This window comes from Clostridium gasigenes (genome assembly GCF_017348895.1).
GTDB lineage: Bacteria > Bacillota > Clostridia > Clostridiales > Clostridiaceae > Clostridium > Clostridium gasigenes.
Map to the genome: position 1 here is coordinate 1,595,392 of NZ_CP071376.1, position 22,887 is coordinate 1,618,278.

Sequence of the window (22,887 nt, forward strand, 5' to 3'; positions counted from 1 at the left end):
TAGAAGAAAGAACATTTCTTAATCTAATTTTAATTTTAGGGATAGATAATGTGAAAATAAACAAAGCAAATATAAGGCATAGAAAAGATTGCTTTTTTATAAAAATATATTATAGAAAGGATAGTTGAAAATGAATATAGAACTTTTTAAATTAATAAATAATTTAGCAAATAAAAATATATATTTAGATAAAATAATGATTTTCTTTTCGAAAGATGCACCTTACATATTCATAGCAGTTACTGCAATAGTATTTATTTTAGGGATTACAAAAAAGAATTCTGACTATAGAAAAATTGCTTTTAGTACATTTGTTTTTACAGCACTGAATCTTATACTAAGCTATATTATTGGAGGTATATATTATGTAGACAGACCATTTGTTAATAATAAAGTTAACTTGCTAAGTACACATGTTGCAGATGCTTCTCTTCCAAGTGATCATGCAACTGGAACTATGAGTATTGCATTAGGGCTTGGGAAATATAACAACTTACTTGGAAAAATTCTAAGTACATTATCAATTATTGTAGGTTTTTCAAGGATATATGTAGGTCATCATTATCCGTTAGATATCATAGCTGCATATACAATAGTTATAATCACAAATTATTTATATAATTCAATGTTAAGAATTAAAATTTACAAAATATATGATAAAGCTGAAAAAATTATAATGAAAAAGTTAGAACTTATAAAATAAAGAATATTTAATCAAATTCCAATAATATTTTAATGAGTTTTTAATTTTAGAGCTATAAAGTAACTTATGAAAGAAAGAAAAAAACATAAAAGTTAATATTAAATTTTGGAGGTAGAATTATGAATAAAAAAACAATAACAATGCTTACTAGTCTTACGGTTGGAGGAACATTACTTTTTAGTACGGCAATGACAAGTGCAGCTCAGTTATCTAGTTATGAAACATATAAGACATCAATTAGGGATACTATTGCTGTGAAAAATGAAACGGCAGATATAACAGCTTCTATAACAGATAATGGAACTAATTTGGTGAATCTAACTGAAAGTTTAAAGAGAAATGAAACCACTGGGGATATTAGCAGTGTGGCAACTACAAATATTTCAGGGGTAGCTAAAACTATTGAAAGTTATAGACAGGATGGAAAAAGTATACAAAGTACAGGTGTAGCAAATGAATATACAGTAAGAGATAATAAGGATAAAAAAGATGGAGAAGAAGTTGCAAACCCTGAAATGGTTAAAGGCATGGAAGTTGTAATTGACACTTTAGTTGGAACAATGAAAGATAATGTTGTTGTAAATGAGAATTCAGATGGTACAAAAAACGTTACTTTAAATCTTAAAAATACAGAGATAACACCTCTAGTTAATGCAGTAGCTTCAATGGCTCTATCAGGTGGGAAAAATATAGATATGCATAACGAAAAATCAGAATTAGGAAGTCTAAAAGACATAGCTCCACAGCTTGTAAGTGATATCAAGGTTGAAAGTGTTAATTCATCAGCAGTTATTGATAATAACAATGTAATTTCAAAAGAAGTTGCTAAGGTTGTATTATCAGGTAAAGATGCAGATGGAAAAGAGCACCAAATAGTTGTTGATATAAACTTAAATTTATCTAAAATAGGAAGCACAACTCCAGATAAATTAGACTTAACAGGAAAACAGATAAAAACAGTTACTGATAAGTTTGAAAAAAGATAGATTTGACTGAAAAATATTTACCAATGAAATTGATCAAATATTAATTTGATCAATTTCTATTTAGGGAGATTAAATAAAATAACTGGGGGGGATATCTTGAAAAAAGTAATAGAAGTAGAGGGATTAACAAAGGTTTATAACAATGGTAGAGGGATAAAAAACATATCCTTTGAAGTTTACAAGGGAGAGGTTTTTGGGTTCCTTGGTCCAAATGGAGCAGGAAAAACTACTGTAATGAAGTCAATTATAGGGTTAAACTCCTTTGAAAGTGGGAAAATTAAAATACTTGGGTTTGACATTAAAACACAATTTGAAGATGCATTAAAAAATGTGGGATCAATAATTGAAACTGCAGAAGCTTATGAGTATATGAGTGCTTATGATAATTTGAAAATAGCATCAAGATTTTATAAGGATATTAAAGAAACTGATATTGATGAAATACTTGATATAGTTAAGCTTAAAGAGTTTAAAAAAGAAAAAGTAAGTAAATTTTCACTTGGAATGAAGCAAAGACTATCGCTTGCTTTAGCACTTTTATCTAAACCAGAACTAGTAATTTTAGATGAACCTACAAATGGGTTAGATATTGAAGGTACAGTCCAAATGAGAAACATGATAACTAAACTTTCAAAAGAACAAGGGATAACCTTTTTTATCTCTAGTCATCTTGTCCATGAAATTGAGATAATGTGCAACAGAATAGCAATAATTCATAACGGAAAGCTTATTGATAATGGTAAGGACATTGATAAAATTAAAAATGAATATAATTCTTTAGAGGATTTTTATATGCAGTCTATACAAGAGGAGGCTAAAGACCGTGAATAATTTCAAGGGCAATGTTATTAATGAAATAGAAAAACTATTTCTAAAGAGAAAGATTGTAGTTTTTTTAATTATTATGGCAATAGTAAGTTTTTTACCTGCTTTTTTCTTTTCAGCAATAAAAGCAAAGCTAATGTTTATAGCTTTTGATTCCATAAGTTATCCTCAAATGATACTTAGCATTATGACAAATGTTTTTTTACCTTTATTTATTTTTATGGTTACAGCAGAAATATTTTCTGGTGAAGTAGCAGATAAAACTATGAAACTTGTTCTTTCAAGACCAATAAGTAGATTAAAGGTTTTTCTTTCTAAAAATATTGCTATAGGAATTTATGTTGTGATTAATTTGATTGTAATTCTTATAGTTTCCATAATTGCATCAGTCTTTTTAAAGTTTAATATGGATAACATGGGGATAATTATTTTAGGTTATATAATAGATATTATTCCAGCTTTAATTTTAGTTTTGTTTACATCTCTTATAGCCCAATTTTTTAAGAGTAGTAGTGGAGTATTAGTAAGTAGTATTTTGATTTTTATGGGAATAAAGGTCTTAGCTTTATTTATATCAGGTCTTAATAATATTAGCTTCACATCTCACTTAAATTGGTATTCTGAATTATTATCAAGCGGGAAAATATTATCATCTGCAAATTTAGTAGTAATGATTTTAGCCTATGGGTTAATTTTCTTCACAGCAGGATTTTACTTGTTTGATAAAAAAGAATTTTAGGCATAGTTATGATCCGATAAAAAAATATAAACATTTTCACACAAAGATAGTAAAAGATCGGGACTAAAGGCTTCAGTATTTTACAGTTTATAATTGGATAATTTCTAGAAACTTACTAAATCATAATTATAGTATTATGATATAAGGCTATGCATGAGAAACCCTTATGTATAGCTTTTTAATTAATTACAACATTTTTATGATGTTTAAAAACTTGTTGAAATATATTAAAGTATTATCAGCTAGAGTCACTGGTAATTAAAAAATGATTGACTATATTACTAATTAGTAATATATTATAAATATTAATAAAGAAAAAAATATTTATGGAGAATTGAATGATTCAAACTTAAAAACGTTAATTGCACTAAGTAGATGTACTCAGAATATTCATAAAAGAGAGTACAGAACCATCAAAGAATGAGGTTTAACAGTTTCTCAGTTTGCGGTACTTGAGATATTATATCATAAAGGAGATTTAAGAGTTTGTGATATAATACATAAAAACCTTTTTACGGGTGGGAATATGACGGTTGTTATAGATAATTTGGTTAAAGAAATTATCATGTGTATAAATAAGTGCACCTTATATTTTAAAGAATTATTACTAATTAGTGATAAATTTTTTGAAGGAGATAAGGATGAAAAACGGAAATAAAATAATGAAATTATTATATGAATTCAGATAATAATTAAGAAAATATTTAACGAAAGGAGGTTTTAAGATGTTAAAAAAAGTAGAAAGTAGTAAAATGGGTTCGAGCGACCTGGGTTGGTTAAAAAGCAAATTCCATTTTTCGTTTGCGGAGTATTATAATCCAAATAATATGAGATTTGGATCATTAAGGGTGATAAATGATGATTTAATTAATCCCCATACAGGATTTGACACCCACCCACATCATGATATGGAGATTGTATCTTATGTAGTTGATGGGGAATTAACGCATGCTGATAGTATGGGTAATAAAAGTACATTAAAGCGTGGAAATGTTCAATATATGAGTGCGGGTACAGGAATTCATCACAGCGAGCATAATTTAGGCGAAAACATAGTAAGGCTTCTTCAAATATGGATCTTTCCTGATAAAAGAGGACATAACCCTAATTATGGCGAATATAGATTTGACTGGGATGAAAGAAAGAATAAATGGTTGCATATGATATCAAGCAATCAAGGTGATGCAAATGTAAAAGTGAATCAGGACGTAAATATATTTGCATTAGAATTAGAAGTGAACAATGAAATAGATTATTCAGTAGAGATAGGTAGGCAAGCTTATTTAATTCAAATAGAAGGAAAATCAAATATTAATGGAATTACTCTAAATCAAAGAGATGCCATGGAAATTGTTGAAGAAAATATAAAAATAAAGCCAGAGATTCTTTCACATTTTATTATTGTAGAGATGAAGAAAAGTGAATATTAATTATATTTAGGATAAAATTTAATAGAAAAAACAAAAATATTTTAAAAGAGGAGATTATATAATGAATGAGTTTTTAAAAATTGTGAAGGAAAGAAGATCAGCTAATAAATTTATTGAAAATATTGCAATACCTAAGGAAGATTTTAATGATATATTTAGAGAATTATCATTGGCACCGTCTGCATTTAATCTACAACATGCTAGATACTATGTTGTAGAAGATAAAGAGTTAACAGATAAAGTTTATGAGGCTTCTTTCAAACAATATAAAATTAAAACTGCTTCAGCAACTATAATAGTTACAGGAGATAAGAATGCTTATTTATCAGCAGATAAAATTTATGAAGGTTCAATGATGTTGGGAATGCTTGATAAAATTGAATACCAAATTATGATTGATACTATTAACAATCTTTATCAAGGTTGGGGAGAAAGTTTTCAGCATGATGAAGCTATTAGAAATGCATCTTTATCAGCAATGCTATTCATGCTATTAGCTAAGAATAAAGACTGGGATACATGTCCAATGATATATTTTGACAAAGATAAAATTAGCGAATTGTTAAATATTCCAGAAAACGAAGTGCCAGTTATCATGATTACTATGGGTAAAACGGACAAAAGTAGTAGCAAAATAAGAGGTTATAGAAAGCCTACTAATGAATTTGTGAAATTTTATTAAATTATATGGGTAGACTATATATAATTGATTATTTAATTTTACAAATGAATGAAGATGAATAAGATAACTTATATTTGCAAATAATAAGAAGAAGTATTTTATATAAAATTGGAGGAAATGATAATATGAAAAAGGATTTTTATACTGCTGTAGCAGATAGACGAACATTTTATGGAATTAGTAAAGAACCAGTAACTTCTGATGAGGTAATTAGAGAAGTTATTGAACATGCTGTAAAGAACACACCATCAGCATTTAATTCTCAAAGCGCGAGAGTAATTTTATTATTAGAAAAACATCACGATAAATTATGGGATATTACAAAAGAAGCCTTAAGGAAGATAGTTCCTGATGGTCAATTTGGTTCTATTGAGGATAAAATAAATTCATTCCGTAATGGATATGGTACAGTTTTATTCTTTGAAGATAATAGTGTAATTGAATCTCTTCAGAAAGAATTTGCTCTTTATAAGGATAATTTCCCAATTTGGTCTCAGCAATCAAGTGGAATGCACCAATATGTTATTTGGACTGCATTACAAATTGAGGGCTTCGGAGTATCTTTACAACATTACAATGAACTTATTGAAGAAGAGATAAAAAAAGAATGGAATATATCAACTAACTGGAAACTTATTGCACAAATGCCATTTGGAAAACCAACAGCACAACCTGATGAAAAACAGTTTCAACCGTTAGAAGAGCGTATTAAAGTATTTAAATAATTTGAACTTTAACAGAGAAATTATTATACTCCGTTTTAAAAGATATATTTAAATTTAGATTCCACCTATTTGCCACCGAGTGTTATACTCTGGTGGCAAATTTTTTATTTATAGATAAATCTATGATTGTTGAAAAGATTATCATACTTTTTTTTTAGGATCCCTTAGTTAATTTAAAAGATAATTACAAATTTTTATGAATAGAAAAAGTTCATATTGTGTTATGATTATTCTAAGCGACAAGATATTCTAAAATAAATAAAAGAGAAAAAATACAGTGAAACATTAAAGAGGTGTTTATATGATAGATTTGTTAAAAAGTTGTAGGCTATGTCCAAGAAATTGTGGAGTAAATAGATTGAAAGGGGAAAAAGGATTTTGTGCAGCTGGATATACAGTTAGAGTTGCAAGGGCAGCACTTCACAATTGGGAAGAGCCATGCATTTCAGGGGAAGTGGGGTCGGGAACTATATTTTTCTCCCATTGCACTTTAAAATGTGTGTTTTGTCAAAATTATGATATAAGTCAATGCCAATTTGGTAAAGAAATATCTATAGAGAGATTAGGTGAAATATATTTAGAGTTACAAGAAAAGGGAGCATTAAATATAAACCTAGTTACGCCTACGCACTATGTGCCACAAATTATAGAAGCACTAAAAATTGCAAAGAAAAAAGGTTTGAATATACCAATAATATATAATAGTAGTGGCTACGAAAAGGTTGAAACAATAAAGCTTCTTAAAGGATGCATAGATGTATATCTTCCTGATATGAAATATTTTAATAGTAAATATTCAAGTAAATACTCTAAAGCTAAAGATTATTTTACCTATTCAAAGGATGCTATAGATGAAATGATAAATCAAGTTGGTAATGTTGTATTTGATGAAAATGGAATTATTAAAAAAGGTGTAATAATTAGACATCTAATGCTACCGGGTTTATTATTTGACTCGAAAAAGATAATAGATTATATTTATAAATATTACGGAGATAGGGTATATATAAGCATTATGAATCAATATACTCCCTTAGGAAATGCAAAAGAATATCCAGAAATAAATAAACCTTTAAATCAGAAGCATTATGAGTCTCTTATAAATTATGCTTTAGAACTAGGGGTGAAAAAAGGATTTATACAAGAAGAAGGAACAGCCACAGAAAGTTTTATTCCAATGTTTAATCATGAAGGCGTTTAAAATATATTCAATTAAGGATCAACAAATATTAATTTAGCACATCTATTAAATAATATTAAAAAAATTAAGCGGATTTAAGTTCAGATTAGAATTAGATAAGACGATAGTATAAGGCAGAGATAAAAATAATATTTTGTTAAAATGTAAATTATAAGAAATTAAAAAAAATTATAATTAAAAAGCTCATGCAAGGTTATTCAAAAATATATTATAACAAGAGAAGGGAAGCGCTAAGGATGAAGTTTTTTATAAACTTAAGTGTAAAGAAAAAAATTATATCAGTATTTTCAGTAATTTGTATTTTCATTGTTTCAATAGGAGTAGAGAGCGTAATAAGTTCTTCAAAGATAAATAATGGGGCGGAGGCTATCTACGGTAATTATCTAATGTCTATTAAAAAATTAGGAGATGTTAAAGGATATTTAAACGAAATTAGGTCTAATATGGATGCAATTGTTTATGGCAAAGAGGGGGCGCAATTAGATGATTATATGAAACTTAATAATGACTTAACGGATAAAATTAATAAAACACTAGATGAATATTATGATCTACCAGAAGAATTAAATATTGAAGTAGAAAATCAAATGGAAAAAACATATGGTAATTTTGAAAATCAATTAATAAAATATACAGAGTTAAAAACTAATATAATTGAACTTATGAAAGCAGGAAATAATAAGGAAGCAGTTAAAATTTATAGCACACAGGAAGAATCGATAAGAATTTCTACTTTATATATATTAGATGAATTAATTACTATTAACATAAAAACAGCAGAACAAGCTAATTTAAATAATATTTCTCAGTTTAATATAGTTAAAAATGCAATTATAATTTATACAGCTATAGCATTTCTATTTATAATTTTTATGGCTTACATATTAATTAAGAATATAATGGATCCATTAAATAATATAAAAGACTTAGCAGAGAGAATATCCTCTTATGATTTTTCTGAGCATATTATTATTACAGGAAAAGATGAATTTGGACAAACTGCATTAGCTTTAAATAGTGCACAGGAAAATATAAGCAGCTTAGTTAAAGTAATTATGGAAAACGCGCAGGATATGAGTGCATCTTCAGAAGAACTTTCAGCAACAGTTCAAGAATTATCTTCAAAAGTTATAATTATAGATGAAGCAGTAGATAATATAGCCTCAGGTATGCAAGAATCTAGTGCGAGCGCAGAGGAGATGAGTGCATCTGTTGAGGAAGTAGATGCAAGTATTAATGAACTTTCTTCTAAAGCTATGGATGGAAGCAATAATGCAAATAAATCTAAAGAAAGAGCTACAGAAGTTAAGAACAATAGTCAAAAGGCTATGGAGGAAACTCGAAAGGTGTACTCAGAAAAACAAAATAAAATGTTAAAGGCTATTGATGATGGGAAAGTAGTAGATAGCATAAAAGTTATGGCAGATACAATTGGAAGTATAGCAACACAAACCAATTTACTTGCATTGAATGCAGCAATAGAGGCTGCAAGAGCAGGGGATCAAGGTAAAGGATTTGCAGTGGTAGCAGGCGAGGTGAAAAAACTTGCAGAACAATCATCACATGCAGTAATAAATATTCAAGATACCATTGTTAAAGTTCAACAAGCATTTAAAAGTAGTATTGATACAGGTAGCGAGATGTTAGAATTTATAAATATAGATGTAGATAAACAATTTGATGACTATGGGGAAACAGGAAATCAGTATTATAATGATTCGGATTTTGTAAGCAAAATGTCGGATGAAATTGCAGCTATGACTGACGAGATTACAGCTACAGTTGGACAAGTAAGTGAAGCTGTTCAAAATATGGCTAAAGAGGCGCAACGATCAAGTGAAGAAGCAGTAACAATAAAAGAAAATATGGATGAAACTACAAAAGCCATAGAACAAGTGGCATTAACAGCACAAAACCAAGCAGAACTTGCTCAAAAACTTAATGAAACAGTTCTGAGCTTTAAGATATAATTTTATTGGAGGTATTAATAAATGTTTGAGATGAAGGAAGAGTATAAAACAGGTATTAAAAAGATTGATGTAGAGCATGAAAAACTTTTTGAAATAGGAGAAAGAGCTTACCAATTACTAAAAGACAAGTATATTAATGATAAATTTGATAAAATAGTAACTATAATTGGAGAATTGCGTGAATATACAGTTCATCACTTTGCAGAAGAAGAAGCTTATATGGAGAGTATAAATTATAAAAGATTATTTACTCAAAAAATGGATCATATAGGGTTTATTAAAAAAATAGATGAAGTGAATTTTAATGAAATTGATAAAAATCAAGATGAAGCTATAATGGGACTATTAACTTTTTTAAATGATTGGTTGGTTAATCATATATTAGAGAAAGACTTACTTATACCAGTAAAATAAAAAAAACTGTAACAGAAGATAAAGTATTAAGTTAATTGCTAAAATTAACTTAATACTTTTTTTATGGTGGATTAAACAACAAATAAATATGTAAAATTATTTGAGTAATTGTATACACCATATTAAATAATATTAATATACTATTTAATATGGAGGGATGAAAATGTTAAATGGAGAGTTTTCATTAGAATTTGATAAGGAAGAAGTTGTTCATAAAATAAAAAAGTATTTATATAATAAGGAAAATATTATGAGTGCTTATATTTTTGGATCCTTTGATACTGAAAAATTTACCGATAAGAGTGATATTGATATTGCAATACTTACCGATAAAGATATTTTATATGAAGAATGGAGTAGAATTAAATCAGAGCTAGAAGATATAATTGGAATTCCAATTGACTTAAACAATATAAACTCATTACCAGAGTTTATTCAAGTAAAAGTAATTGAGATAAATAAAAAAATATTTGTTAAAGATTATGTTTTAGAAGAAGAATATCTGAATAAATTAAATAATTGGAAACAAAGTGAATGGGAATTATGGAAAATATTATAATAAAAAGTTAAATTAGAATGTAATTAAGTATGGATTAACCTAGATTTAGAGCATAGATTTTCAAATATATTTAAGTTTATAATAAAGGCATCTAATTAGGCAGGTGTCTTTTTATTATAACCAAAAGGGTAGTTTTGAAAAAGATAATAGGTAATGATATGATCCAGATGCATCACTTAACTATTTTATTGACTACATGAACATGGTGAAGTATAATTTTGGTAAGTAATCTTCAAAAAAATATATACATAACCTTTATTTGTTAATTTTAAAAAATGTATAAATCATTTAATGTAAAGGTTTTTACAACTTATAAATAAAAAATTTGAAGAAATTATATATTATTAGGGAGAGTTAAATTATGGATTTAAAAAAAGAATTACCAGCAATTTTTGAGAATTTTTCAGAGGCAAGAAGAAATGGATTTATTACTGCAAAAACATTAAAGGATAATAATATACCTTTAGTTGGTACATTTTGTACATATATGCCACAGGAAATAGTTATGGCAGCAGGTGCAGTTGTTGTTTCTCTTTGTTCCACTTCAGATGAAACTATTGGTGAGGCTGAAATAGATTTACCAAGAAATCTTTGTCCATTAATTAAAAGTAGCTATGGTTTTGGTAAAACGGATAAGTGTCCATATTTCTATTTTGCAGATTTAATTGTAGGTGAGACAACCTGTGATGGAAAGAAAAAAATGTATGAATACTTAGGTGATTTTAAAGATGTTCATGTAATGCAATTGCCAAACACTCAAATAGGTGAAAAGAGTTATGAACTTTGGAAAGATGAAGTTATTAAATTAAAGAATATTATAGAGAAGAAATTTGCACTTCAAATTACTGAGGAGCAAATTAAAGAGGCAATAAAATTAAAAAATAGAGAAAGGGTTGCTTTGAAAAATTTCTATACATTAGGGCGGTTAAATCCGCCAGCGATAAGTGGTACTGATATTTTAAAGGTTGTGTATGGTGCTACTTTTAAATTTGATAAAGAGATATCTATAAAAGAATTAGAAAATATTACTGAAAAGGTAAAAATAGAATATGAAGAAGGAAAAAGGCTGGATTCAAAGCCGAGAATATTAATAACTGGTTGCCCAATAGGAGGGGCATCAGAGAAGGTAGTAAAGGCTATAGAGGATAATGGAGCTTATGTTGTAGCTTATGAAAATTGTACAGTGTCTAAGGCTAATGAGTTATTAGTAGATGAAAATAAGAATGTTTATGACGCCTTAGCAGAAAAATATTTAGCTATTGGATGTTCTTGTATGAGTCCTAATTTAAATAGAATAGATCTTTTAGAAAAAATGATAGAGGAATATAAAGTGGATGGAGTTGTAGATGTAGTGCTACAAGCTTGTCATACTTATGCAGTGGAAACTCTTTCTATAAAGAGATTTGTAAGCGGTAAACACAAGATTCCATACATGGCTGTAGAAACTGATTATTCACAATCTGATGTGGGTCAATTGAATACTAGAATGGCAGCTTTTGTGGAAATGTTGTAGGTAAAAAATATGTATTCAATAGGGATTGATTCAGGTTCCACAACTACTAAAGGAATTCTATTTAACGGGGAAATAGTTAGAAAAATAATTGTAAAAACTTCTGTAAAGCCTAGAGAAACTATTCTTGGAGTATATGAAAATTTATGTGAGGGAGTAGAAGAGAAACCTACTTTAGTTGTCACAGGTTATGGTAGAGAACTAGCAGACTTTGCAAATAAAAAAGTTACAGAAATAACTTGTCATGGTATAGGAGCTAAATATCTTTGTGAAAATGTAAGAACTGTAATAGATATTGGAGGCCAGGATAGCAAGGCTATAAAATTAGATAGAGATGGAAATATAATTGATTTTTTAATGAATGATAAATGTGCTGCAGGTACAGGTAGATTTTTAGAGGTTATTGTAAGGATTCTTGAAGCTGATATAAGTAATATTGATGAATTAGTAAAAGATGCAAAGGGACATCCTATTTCTAGTATGTGTACAGTATTTGCAGAATCGGAAGTTATTAGTTTAATTGCAAAGGAAGTGTCAAGAGAGGAAATCCTCTGTGGGGTGCTTCATTCTATTGCTAAACGAACTGCTAATTTTGTCTCTAAATTAAATGTTGAAGAAGACATTTTCTTTACAGGAGGAGTAAGTACATCTTGTGAGTTTAAAAAATATTTAGAGGATTATCTAGGTCATCCAATTAAATCATCAAATCTATCACAATATGCAGGGGCTTTGGGCGCAGCTATAATTGGACAAAAATAAAAGCTGTAAAATAAGTAATGCACATAAATATTTTTGATTACAAAAGGAGGCTGTTATGGATAATTGTGATGAAGATATAAAGTACTTAAAACTGCTATCTAAGGAATACTCAACTATAGCTAAAGCAGCTACGGAAATAATTAATTTAGAAGCAATTTTAAATTTACCGAAGGGAACAGAACATTTTTTAGCAGATATTCACGGTGAATATGAGCCCTTTGTTCACATTTTAAAAAATGGGTCTGGTGCAATTAAAGTAAAAATTGAAGAGGTTTTTGGTAATTCACTAATGGATTGTGAGAAGAAAAGCTTGGCTACATTAGTTTATTATCCAGAGCAAAAATTGGAGAAAGTTTTAAAAGAAGAGACTGATATGAAGTCTTGGTACAAAATTAATCTATATAGGTTAATTGAACTATGCAGAAAAGTATCATCTAAATATACAAGATCAAAGGTAAGAAAAGCACTTCCAAAAGATTTTAGTTATATTATAGAAGAATTATTACATGAGGATGCTGATGATAATGATAAGCATGGTTATTATGATAAGATAATAAATACTATTATAGAAATTGATAGATCAAAAGAATTTATAATAGCCTTATCAAATCTAATTCAAAGATTGGTTATAGATAGGTTGCATATAATTGGAGATATATATGATAGAGGACCAAGACCTGATATAATAGTTGATACACTTATAGACTATCATTCGGTGGATATACAATGGGGGAATCATGATATTCTATGGATGGGGGCTGCTTCAGGAAATACTGCTTGTATAGCAAATGTTTTAAGAATAGCAGCTAGGTACTCAAATTTAGATGTAATTGAAGATATATATGGTATAAGCTTATTGCCTCTAGCAAATTTTGCACTTAAATATTATAAACATGATAGTTGTAGTGAGTTTATGCCTAAAAGTATTGATAATAATAACTATGAAACTGAACTTATTTCTAAAATGCATAAAGCTATAACAATTATTCAATTTAAACTTGAATATGAAATAATAATACGAAGGCCAGAATTTAAGATGAACCATAGATTACTTTTAGACAAGATAAATTATACTAATGGAACAATAGATTTAAATGGTGTTACTTATGAACTTAGCGACAAAGAGTTTCCGACTATAAATTCTACAAAACCATTTAAGCTTACAAGTGAAGAGAAAAAGTTGATAGATAAACTTCAAATTTTATTTATAAATAGTGATAAATTGCAAAAACATATAGCATTTATATTTAATAAGGGAAGTATATATTTAGCTTATAATTCTAATCTTTTATTTCATGGATGTATTCCACTAAATAAAGATAAAACTTTTAAAAGTATAACTCTTGATGGAAAAGAATATAAAGGTAAAAAACTTTTAGATAAGTTTGAGTCATTAGCAAGAGAGGGATATTTTAATAATAGAGGTAGTTTGGAAAAATTGTATGGAATGGATATAATGTGGTATTTATGGACAGGGGAGTGCTCCTCTCTTTTTGGTAAAGAAGATATGGCAACCTTTGAGAGATATTTTATAAAAGATAAGGCTACACATGTAGAGAAGAAAAATTCATATTATGATTTTAGAGATTGTGAAGAAATGTGTAATTTGATTTTTAATGAATTTGGCTTAAATCAATCAGAATCTAGAATAATAAATGGACATGTTCCTGTAAAAAGTAAATTGGGTGAAAATCCAATAAAGTGTAACGGAAAACTAATAGTTATAGATGGCGGCTTTTCAAAGGCTTATAGAAATCAAACAGGTTTAGCTGGATACACATTGATTTACAATTCCTATGGATTACAACTTATATCCCATCAGCCATTTAAATCAATTGAAGATACATTTAAGAAGGAAATAGATAGAGTATCCTCAATGGAAATAGTAGAAAAATTAGATAGGAAAAAAGTTGGAGATACTGATGTAGGAAAAGAACTGAAAAATCAGATTAAAGATTTGAAGTTATTACTTAGAGCTTATAGAAAGGGCTTAATAAATGAGAAAAGATAAAATTATAAGCAATATTAAGACACATAGGTATTTTACCTATGTGTCTTAATTATTGCTAATTAATTAAAGTAATGTATAAAAATGACGAAGATTATACTGAAGTTACATAATGGGGGGAATTGGTATGAAAAGCATAAGAACAAGATTAATCGTATTATTTGGAATTATAATTATTATAATAAGCGTAAGTTTGGGGATAGTTTCAATAAAAGCAGCTAGTAATGCACTAAAAAGCAATATTGAAAAAACTATACCTGAAATTGCAAAAGAAGGATCGAAAGTTATTGAGAGTAGGATTAACAATGAACTTGGAGTGTTAAAAACAATAGCGGAAAATGAAAATATTAAAAATATAAATAGTTTTAATGATAAAGCCATTGCTATTTTAAACTCAGAGGCAAAAAGAAATAATTTTGAACGTATAGAGATTGTAAATAAAAATGGAGATGTTATATCATTTAAAGAACAAAAATTAAATATTAAAGACAGAGAATATTTTAATAAAGCATTAGAAGGAAAAGATAATGTATCAGATCCTATAAAAAGTAAGGTAGATAATAAGATAAGGGTTTCCTTTGCAGTACCCATAAAAAATGGAAATGAAACTATTGGAGTACTATACGCTGTAAAAGATGCTTTAATGTTAAGTGATATTATTAATGATATTACATTTGGTAAAACTGGAGAAGCATTTATGATGTCTAAAGATGGTACTGCCATTGCTAATAAGGATGAGTCATTGGTAATAGATCAGTCTAACGATATTGAAATGGTGAAGAAAGACCCCACCTTACAAAAGATAGTAGATGTAGAATTGAAAATGATAGCCGGAGAAATTGGAATTGGTGAGTATTCATATAATGGAGTGAAGAAAACTGTAGGTTATGCACCGGTAGAAAGTACAGGGTGGTCTATTGGAGTAGCTATGGAGACTAACGAAATAATGACAGAAGTTAAGACTCTTGGAAAAACGATACTAATTGTATCGGCATTTTTCCTAGGGGCAGGTATTATATTAACTATATTAATTTCTACTAATATAGTTAATAATTTGAAAGCGATAGCAAAATATTTAACCTTATTATCCAGTGGTGATTTTAGTATTCCAGCAGGTGAAAAGTACCTTGTAATGAAGGATGAAATAGGTGAAATATCAAGGGCGGCTAGTGAACTGCAACAAAGTATGAAAGAAATGATAGTGAAGGTTAAGGAGAGTGCAGAAAATATAGATTCACATTCAGAGAGCTTATCCTCAGTATCGGAAGAAATAGCTTCTTCTGCTGAAAATGTAACTACGGCTATCCAAGAGGTTGCAATAGGTACAAGTAGCCAGTCAGGAGATCTAGTTCAGGTTAATGGAATATTAGATGAATTCAGCGATAAATTAGGACTAGTAATAGTAAATATAAAAGACGTAGATGTAAAAGCAAGACATGTTGGAAATATGGCTGAAGATAGTAGTTCAAGTATGCAAATGTTAGTAGATTCGGTAAATAGAGTTAATAGTAATTTTGGAGAATTTGGTACTAAAATTAATGTGCTTGGTAAGAATGTAAATAAGATAAATGAAATTACAAATATGATTAATAGTATAGCAGATCAAACAAATCTGTTAGCTTTAAATGCAGCTATAGAAGCTGCGAGAGCTGGTGATGCCGGTAGAGGATTTGCTATTGTGGCTGATGAAATAAGAAGCCTTGCAGAACAATCTAAGGTATCTTCAGAAACAATAAGTAAAATTGTTGGAGATATATCAACTGATACAGGTAACATAGTAACAAGTACAGGAACTATGAATAAAGAAATAGAAAACCAAATAGATGTTATAAATTCAACTATAGGATCATTTAAAGAAATTATAAATGAAATAAATAAAGTAGTTCCTATGATTGATAACATTAATACTTCTACGGTTAGCCTTGACAAGGATAAGACTAAAATATTAGATACAGTAGAAAGTGTTTCGGCAGTATCTGAAGAAACCGCAGCTTCTTCTGAAGAGATAGCGGCATCCTCAGAAGAGATGAATGCGTCTACCGAAGAAATAGCAGCATCAGCACAGATATTAAATAATATGACTGTTGAATTAAATGATATAGTAAATAAATTTAAAATATAAAAAAAGAGCTGTATCAGATTGATTTCTAAAATCAATCTGATACAGCTCCATTTTAAGTGTACTCTTATTTTCTAATACCATAACCGCCATATATGGATTTTGTATCCATTAGGGAAATCACAGAATTTATATTGGAATTTTGTATTATTTGTAACATGTGAGATTTTCTTTTTCTTTTAACATGTAATATAAGCATTTTTTTACTTTCTTTTAAACCTTCCCCATCAACAATAGTAACGCCTACATTTTCTGCTCTCAATATTTCGGCTAATGTTTTACCATCTTTTTCAGATACTATTATATGTAGCGTGATTAATCCTAGTGCCAGCTTTTCTTCTAAAATACAACCTATATAATTTCCACAAGCAAATCCTAAGGCATAAGCAATTATTTTAAAAGGTTCTTCATTTATGTTAACAAGTACTGTAGTAATTAAATAGAGCCATATAATAACTTCAAAAAAACCAATAATAGCACCATAAAGTTTTTCACCTCTAGTTATTAGTACCATTCTAACTGTTGATAAAGAAACCTCAACTATCTTAGCAATAAAAATAAGAATAAAACTAAACATATGCATCGCTCCTAAATGAAAATATTTTTAAATTGTACCTATCATAATATATAGGATGCGCCACTTAATGTGTTTTTACAAGCCTTGTTTTTATTATGGAAAAAATAGATCAAAAAAATAGTTACATATATAACCAAAAAGTTCTTATTGTGGTAAAATTCATATAGATATTGTTTCAAATATTAAAATAATAATTTAAAAGTTCATTAGGAGGATAATATGGGGAGAATTTTATTAATAGAAGATGACGAATCATTAGCATTAGGAATAGAATATTCATTGATGGAGGAAGGGTATCAAGTTTTAAGGGGAGGAACAGTGGAAGAAGGCAAGTGTATTTTTGAAGATGGAATATTTGATTTGGTATTATTAGATATTAATTTACCAGATGGTACAGGATATGAGATTTGTAAATATATAAAAAGTAAAAGTGAAGTTCCTGTTATATTTCTAACTGCATTAGATGAAGAAGTTAATGTAGTTTTAGGCTTAGATATGGGTGGAGATGATTATATAACCAAGCCTTTTAGAGTTAGAGAATTATTATCTAGGATAAAAGCTGTTATTAGGAGAAGTAAGAAAGCTGTAGTGGAAAGTAAACTGTTTAAAAGTGGGGATATAGAGATTAACACCTCAACAGCGGAAATTATGAAAAAAGGTGAGAAAATTAATTTAACAGCTCAAGAGTATAGATTATTATTAATATTTATTAATAATGCTAAGGAAGTATTATCAAAGGAAAAATTATTAAATGAGATTTTTGAAGGGGAGGGTGCTTATGTGGATGAAAATACCCTGTCTGTTTATGTGAAAAGATTAAGAGAAAAGTTAGAGGATGAAAGAAGTAGTCCAAAATACATAATAACTAAAAGGGGATTAGGTTATAAATGGGATATGGTTGTAGAAAAATAATATTTGAAGCGAGGGCTTTTTTATGAAGAATTTTATTAACCCTGAACTTAAGAAAAGTGCTTTAGTATTAATAGGAATAGAAATATTACTTTTAGTTTTTATAAATATAGGGTTAAGCTTTAGCTTCAATAATGTGAAAAATAATTATATTGAAAGTAAGAGCGCTTTAATAGGTGTAATAGCTAATAGTCATCCAGAATTATCAGAAGAACTTTTAAAACTTACTTTTAAAAATCCAACGAAGGAAGAGCTTGATTTAGGGAAAAGTATATTAAAGGAGTATGGATACTCAGAAAATTTAGAAATAGATTTTGTAGAAGGATTAAATAAATCATTTTATAAAACTAGAAAACTTGTATCAATATTAGTTATAATATTTTCTTTAAGTTTATTAATTTTAAATTATATAGAGTGGAGAAAGATATTTGATAAAATTAGAAATTTGACTAAGGTGTCAAATTCTATTTTAGAAGAAAATTATCAGGTTGAAATCTATGAACATGTAGAGGGAGATTTTGCAAAACTCGCTCATAAATCTAAGGAAATGAGAAAAACAATTAAAACACAAATAGGTGATTTAAATAAAGAAAAAGAGTTTTTAGTAAATTTATTATCAGATATTTCCCATCAACTAAATACTCCATTAGCTTCATTAGTAGTATTTAATGATATTTTAAGTAAAAAAAATATAACTGAGGAAAATAGAGAAAAGTTCCTAGTAAATAGTAGAACACAACTTAATAGGATGGAATGGCTTATTAAAAGTCTTTTAAAGCTTGCAAAAGTAGATGCTAGAGCTATTACTTTCAATATTAAGGAGAATAATTTAAATTCAACAATAGAAGAAAGTCTTAATATTTTAGAGAATATGGCAATTAGGAATATGGTGAAATTAGAATTTATTCCTTTAAATATAGATATAAAAGCTAGATATGATAATGAATGGATAAGCGAAGCTCTGATAAATATTATAAAAAATGCAATAGAACATTCGAGTGGAGGGCAGGTTTTAATTGAGATTGAAGATAATCCAATAACAACAAAAATAATTATAAGAGATAATGGGGTAGGCATAAGTGAGAAAGACTTTCCTAATATTTTTAAAAGATTTTATAAAGGTGGAAAAAAGGATTCTGTGGGGATAGGATTAGCACTTAGTAAATCTATTATAGAAGCTCATGGCGGGTTCATAGACGTAAATAGCCAAATGAACGAGGGAACGGAATTTTGTATAGTTTTAGTAAAAGGATTAAATGGATAGTTAAAATTAGATATGGGCAAAAGACAGCTCAACATAGTGGGTTGTCTTTTAACTATGCCTAAAATCTTTATTATGACTAAACTGTAAGACTTTATATGTTTTTGTAAGGATAGAGTAATGGTTAACTATGGTTATAAATTATATAATATGAATTGTAGAAATGATATAAGCTTTAAGAAAATAAGAAATTGATATATAAGAACAAATTTTAAATAGGGGATGATAAATATGGAAATATTAAAGGTAGAAGGTTTGAAAAAAATATATGGTAAGGGAGATAATAAAGTTAGTGCTTTAGATGATGTAAGCTTTTCAGTTAATAAGGGAGAATTTGTGGCTATAGTAGGAGCTTCAGGATCAGGTAAATCTACATTGCTTCATTCAATTGGTGGGCTTGATAGACCAACAGAAGGTAGTGTAACTATCGGTGGAGATAGAATTTATAAGTTAAATGAAAATCAGATAAGTATATTTAGAAGAAGAAATATAGGTTTCATATTTCAGTTCTTTAATTTAATTCCTGTTTTGGATGTGGAAGAGAACATAGCACTGCCATCTCTTTTAGATAATGAAAAGGTTGATAAAACTTATTTAGCAGATATAATAGGTATGCTTGGATTAGAGCATAGAAAAAATCACCTTCCATCAGAATTATCAGGAGGAGAACAACAAAGGGTATCTATTGCAAGAGCACTTATAAATAAACCATCTATAATACTTGCAGATGAGCCTACAGGAAATCTTGATAGTAAAAATTCTAGGGCGGTTGTAGAACTTTTAAAGATAACGGCTAAAAAGTATAACCAAACTTTAATATTAATAACACATGATATAAAAGTAGCAGAGCAAGCGGAGAGAGTAATTACTATATCTGACGGTAAAATATTAAGCGATAAATATATGGGATAGGAGGGGAATGATTTGATAAATAATTATAAAAACTTAAGTGGAAGGTATTTAAAGAAAAATAAAAAGAGAACAATTTTAACTATGATAGGAATCATCCTTTCCGTAGCATTAGTATGTTGTATAGGAACTTTTGTGGTAACTATACAACATACTATGATAGAGGAAGCTAAAAATCAAAAAGGAGATTTCCATATAAGTATAAAGAATGCAAAGGAAAACCCTATTAGTAAAATTTCTAATAATCCTAAAGTAGAGGTAGCCGGTTTAATGGAGGAAGGCAGTGAGATTCCTTTTGTAAAAGATAAATATATAAGAATAATTAATATAGATAAAGATAGCGCTAAACTTATTCCAGCAAAGCTAATAGAAGGAACTATGCCAGAAAAAAACAATGAAATAGCTATAGAAAAATGGGCTTTAAAGTTTTTAGATAAACCTCTAAATATTGGAGAAGAAATAAAAATAACGCATGAAAATGAAGCTAGTAATAGTTATATTTTAAAAGGCATTTTAGAAAATAGTGGGTATTCACAAGCTGCAGGGATAGCATTAGCTTTTGGATTTAGTAATGAAGCCACTGAAAATAAAAGTATAATGGTTAAGTTTAAGGAAAAAGTAGACAAGAAAGAGGCCATAAAAGAATTTCAAGAAGCTTATGGTGTGGATAATGTTATTCCTAATGATAGTTTATTAAGGCTAACTGGAGAATCAAGCAATAATAATATAAACAAATCATTATATACTATGACATTTTTAATAATTGGAATAGTTGTATTTGCAACAGTATTTGTAATTTATAATTCATTTAATATAAGTATATCTGAAAGAATGAGACAATTTGGGTTATTAAGAGCTATTGGAACAACCAAGAAACAAGTTATGAGGCTTGTACTTAGAGAAGCTAGTGTAATGTCACTTATAGCTATTCCAATAGGGCTTTTCTTTGGAGTATTAGCTTTATATATAGTTATATTCGTATTTTCAAAAATGCCAGGAACTAGTGAATTTAGCAATATGAAAGTGATTATTTCACCAATAGTATTAGGGGCAAGTACAGTTATAGGACTTTTATCAATATATATATCAGCATTTCTGCCAGCAAGATCAGCAGGGAAGATATCACCATTAGTAGCTATAAGTACTGCTAATTTAATAACAAAGGAAAAAAATAAAAAAGGCGGAAAATGGTTAAGTAAGATATTTAAAATATACAAAGTAATGGCTATTAAAAATGTAAAAAGAAATAGAAAAAGATTTTATATAACTACAATTTCTATGGCTATAAGTGTTACTTTGTTTGTTACATTTACATCTTTAATAGGGTGTGCGGATAAGTTTACAAGTCCAGCAACAGAAGAAGATAATATTCAATTCAATATTAGTTCACAAGCTTCAAAAGGTGTTATGGATAGAGGTATAGATAAGAAAATAATAGAAGAAGTAAGCAAAATGCCAGAGGTAGAAAAAATTTATAAAAATTATAAACCGTTGAATTTGGTGGCAATTGTAAATGAAGATAAAATATCAGAGAAGGCTAAAGGATTTGAAGGAATTAGAGATACAAAGCTTGAAGGGCAATCTAAGAAGTTAATAAACACAAGTATAGACTTTTTTGATAAAGATAAATTGGAAGCTAGTAAAAAGTATGTAAAAGAAGGAAGTATCTCAAACTTAAAAGCTAATGAAGTAATAATTGCTAGAGATAATATGTTCTATACTAAAGCGGGAATTACAAACGAATCATTACTTGATGTAAAAGTAGGGGATGAAATATTAATAAATAGTAATTATACAATAAAATCTCAAGTAGAAGAAAATTCAACAGAAGGAAAAGTAACAGTGGAAGAAGTTGGGCTAAAAGAGGATTATAAAACTTCTGATTTAGTAAAGGTAAAGATTGCAGCTATAGTAGATGTACATCCATTTCCAGGCATGACAAATAAAAGTAATTTAAGAATTATAGCGCCAATGGAAGCAATGGATAAAATATTAGTTAATAATGAAAATTTAAAAGAAGAGGTATTTATTAATAACTTAGGGATAATAATAAATGATGAAAATGAAGAAAGTGTAGTGGAGGCTAAGTTAAAGGAAATTGAAGAGAAAAATACAGGTATAGTATATGCAAATCAACTAGCGGCGGCTAATACATTAAAGAGCTCAAACCTTCAAATGGTGATATTATTAATGGGATTCATAATAGTAATAGCATTAATAAGTTCTATTAATATAGTTAACACAGTAGCTACTAATATAATATTAAGAAGGAAAGAGCTCGCAGCCTTAAAAGCAATAGGAATGACAGATAGAGAACTTAGAAAAATGATAACTTTAGAAGGTGTATTGTTTGGTTTCTATGGAGGAGTAATAGGATCAATAATAGGAACGGGTCTTTATTATTTATTTTATAAAAAAATGTCAGGTATGATTGACTTTGCTTTTGTACCTCCATTTAAATATATAGCTATTGCAATGATATCAGTTATATTAATAGGATATATATCAGCGTTAATACCGCTTAGAAGACTTAAAAAAGATAATATAATTGAAGCAATAAAAGAGAATTAATAGTAGAAATATTTGATTATGCATTTATTT

General features: G+C 28.3%; 20 protein-coding genes. 19 read left to right on the plus strand and 1 reads right to left on the minus strand.

Annotated elements, in window-relative coordinates:
• The first annotated feature begins 130 nt into the window (after window positions 1-130).
• From J1C67_RS07650 to J1C67_RS07720, 15 genes are all read left to right on the plus strand, one after another.
• Window positions 131-703 carry an undecaprenyl-diphosphatase gene (locus J1C67_RS07650; protein WP_167866013.1) on the plus strand — a complete coding sequence of 191 codons (573 nt, stop codon included), beginning with the start codon at window positions 131-133 and terminating at the stop codon, window positions 701-703.
• 119 nt (window positions 704-822) lie between these two features.
• Window positions 823-1,689 (plus strand): hypothetical protein, encoded by an 867-nt coding sequence (locus J1C67_RS07655; protein ID WP_167866012.1) that lies wholly within the window; start codon window positions 823-825, stop codon window positions 1,687-1,689.
• Window positions 1,690-1,785: 96 nt separating this feature from the next.
• Window positions 1,786-2,520, plus strand: a complete 735-nt coding sequence (locus J1C67_RS07660; protein ID WP_167866011.1) for an ABC transporter ATP-binding protein — start codon at window positions 1,786-1,788, stop codon at window positions 2,518-2,520.
• Entirely contained in the window at window positions 2,513-3,253 is a 741-nt protein-coding gene (locus J1C67_RS07665) for an ABC transporter permease subunit (RefSeq protein ID WP_167866010.1), read from the plus strand. Before J1C67_RS07660 ends, J1C67_RS07665 begins: the two co-directional genes overlap by 8 nt.
• 725 nt (window positions 3,254-3,978) lie before the next feature.
• Window positions 3,979-4,683, plus strand: a complete 705-nt coding sequence (locus J1C67_RS07670) for a pirin family protein (protein ID WP_167866009.1) — start codon at window positions 3,979-3,981, stop codon at window positions 4,681-4,683.
• A gap of 61 nt (window positions 4,684-4,744) precedes the next feature.
• Window positions 4,745-5,365 (plus strand): nitroreductase family protein, encoded by a 621-nt coding sequence (locus J1C67_RS07675; RefSeq protein ID WP_167866008.1) that lies wholly within the window; start codon window positions 4,745-4,747, stop codon window positions 5,363-5,365.
• A 125-nt stretch (window positions 5,366-5,490) separates the two neighbouring features.
• Window positions 5,491-6,090 (plus strand): nitroreductase family protein, encoded by a 600-nt coding sequence (locus J1C67_RS07680; protein ID WP_167866007.1) that lies wholly within the window; start codon window positions 5,491-5,493, stop codon window positions 6,088-6,090.
• A 301-nt stretch (window positions 6,091-6,391) separates the two neighbouring features.
• Window positions 6,392-7,291, plus strand: coding sequence for a radical SAM protein (locus tag J1C67_RS07685; RefSeq protein WP_207253575.1), 900 nt, complete (start codon window positions 6,392-6,394; stop codon window positions 7,289-7,291).
• Window positions 7,292-7,527: 236 nt separating this feature from the next.
• Window positions 7,528-9,261, plus strand: a complete 1,734-nt coding sequence (locus tag J1C67_RS07690; RefSeq protein ID WP_167866006.1) for a methyl-accepting chemotaxis protein — start codon at window positions 7,528-7,530, stop codon at window positions 9,259-9,261.
• A 21-nt stretch (window positions 9,262-9,282) separates the two neighbouring features.
• Window positions 9,283-9,675 (plus strand): bacteriohemerythrin, encoded by a 393-nt coding sequence (locus J1C67_RS07695; protein ID WP_089967283.1) that lies wholly within the window; start codon window positions 9,283-9,285, stop codon window positions 9,673-9,675.
• 163 nt (window positions 9,676-9,838) lie between these two features.
• Window positions 9,839-10,234, plus strand: a complete 396-nt coding sequence (gene mntA, locus J1C67_RS07700) for a type VII toxin-antitoxin system MntA family adenylyltransferase antitoxin (RefSeq protein WP_167866005.1) — start codon at window positions 9,839-9,841, stop codon at window positions 10,232-10,234.
• A gap of 361 nt (window positions 10,235-10,595) precedes the next feature.
• Window positions 10,596-11,747: a double-cubane-cluster-containing anaerobic reductase gene (locus J1C67_RS07705; RefSeq protein ID WP_167866004.1), complete on the plus strand. Its 1,152-nt coding sequence runs from the start codon at window positions 10,596-10,598 to the stop codon at window positions 11,745-11,747.
• Between the two features lie 9 nt (window positions 11,748-11,756).
• Window positions 11,757-12,503, plus strand: coding sequence for an acyl-CoA dehydratase activase (locus J1C67_RS07710; protein ID WP_089967275.1), 747 nt, complete (start codon window positions 11,757-11,759; stop codon window positions 12,501-12,503).
• A 55-nt stretch (window positions 12,504-12,558) separates the two neighbouring features.
• Window positions 12,559-14,514: a fructose-1,6-bisphosphatase gene (locus J1C67_RS07715; protein WP_167866003.1), complete on the plus strand. Its 1,956-nt coding sequence runs from the start codon at window positions 12,559-12,561 to the stop codon at window positions 14,512-14,514.
• A 124-nt stretch (window positions 14,515-14,638) separates the two neighbouring features.
• Window positions 14,639-16,633 (plus strand): methyl-accepting chemotaxis protein, encoded by a 1,995-nt coding sequence (locus J1C67_RS07720; RefSeq protein WP_167866002.1) that lies wholly within the window; start codon window positions 14,639-14,641, stop codon window positions 16,631-16,633.
• Between the two features lie 64 nt (window positions 16,634-16,697).
• Here J1C67_RS07720 and J1C67_RS07725 read toward each other — a convergent pair whose 3' ends face one another.
• Window positions 16,698-17,207, minus strand: a complete 510-nt coding sequence (locus tag J1C67_RS07725; RefSeq protein WP_167866001.1) for a DUF2179 domain-containing protein — start codon at window positions 17,205-17,207, stop codon at window positions 16,698-16,700.
• 219 nt (window positions 17,208-17,426) lie between these two features.
• On the opposite strand from J1C67_RS07725, the gene J1C67_RS07730 reads away from it, so the two are divergent.
• The 4 genes from J1C67_RS07730 (at window position 17,427) to J1C67_RS07745 (ending at window position 22,857) form a co-directional block, all read left to right on the plus strand.
• On the plus strand, window positions 17,427-18,119 hold the full coding sequence (locus J1C67_RS07730) for a response regulator transcription factor (RefSeq protein ID WP_089967269.1): 693 nt from the start codon (window positions 17,427-17,429) through the stop codon (window positions 18,117-18,119).
• Between the two features lie 22 nt (window positions 18,120-18,141).
• Window positions 18,142-19,380, plus strand: coding sequence for a sensor histidine kinase (locus J1C67_RS07735; protein ID WP_167866000.1), 1,239 nt, complete (start codon window positions 18,142-18,144; stop codon window positions 19,378-19,380).
• Window positions 19,381-19,608: 228 nt separating this feature from the next.
• Window positions 19,609-20,289: an ABC transporter ATP-binding protein gene (locus J1C67_RS07740; protein WP_167865999.1), complete on the plus strand. Its 681-nt coding sequence runs from the start codon at window positions 19,609-19,611 to the stop codon at window positions 20,287-20,289.
• 12 nt (window positions 20,290-20,301) lie between these two features.
• Window positions 20,302-22,857 (plus strand): ABC transporter permease, encoded by a 2,556-nt coding sequence (locus J1C67_RS07745; RefSeq protein WP_167865998.1) that lies wholly within the window; start codon window positions 20,302-20,304, stop codon window positions 22,855-22,857.
• Window positions 22,858-22,887 lie beyond the last annotated feature (30 nt).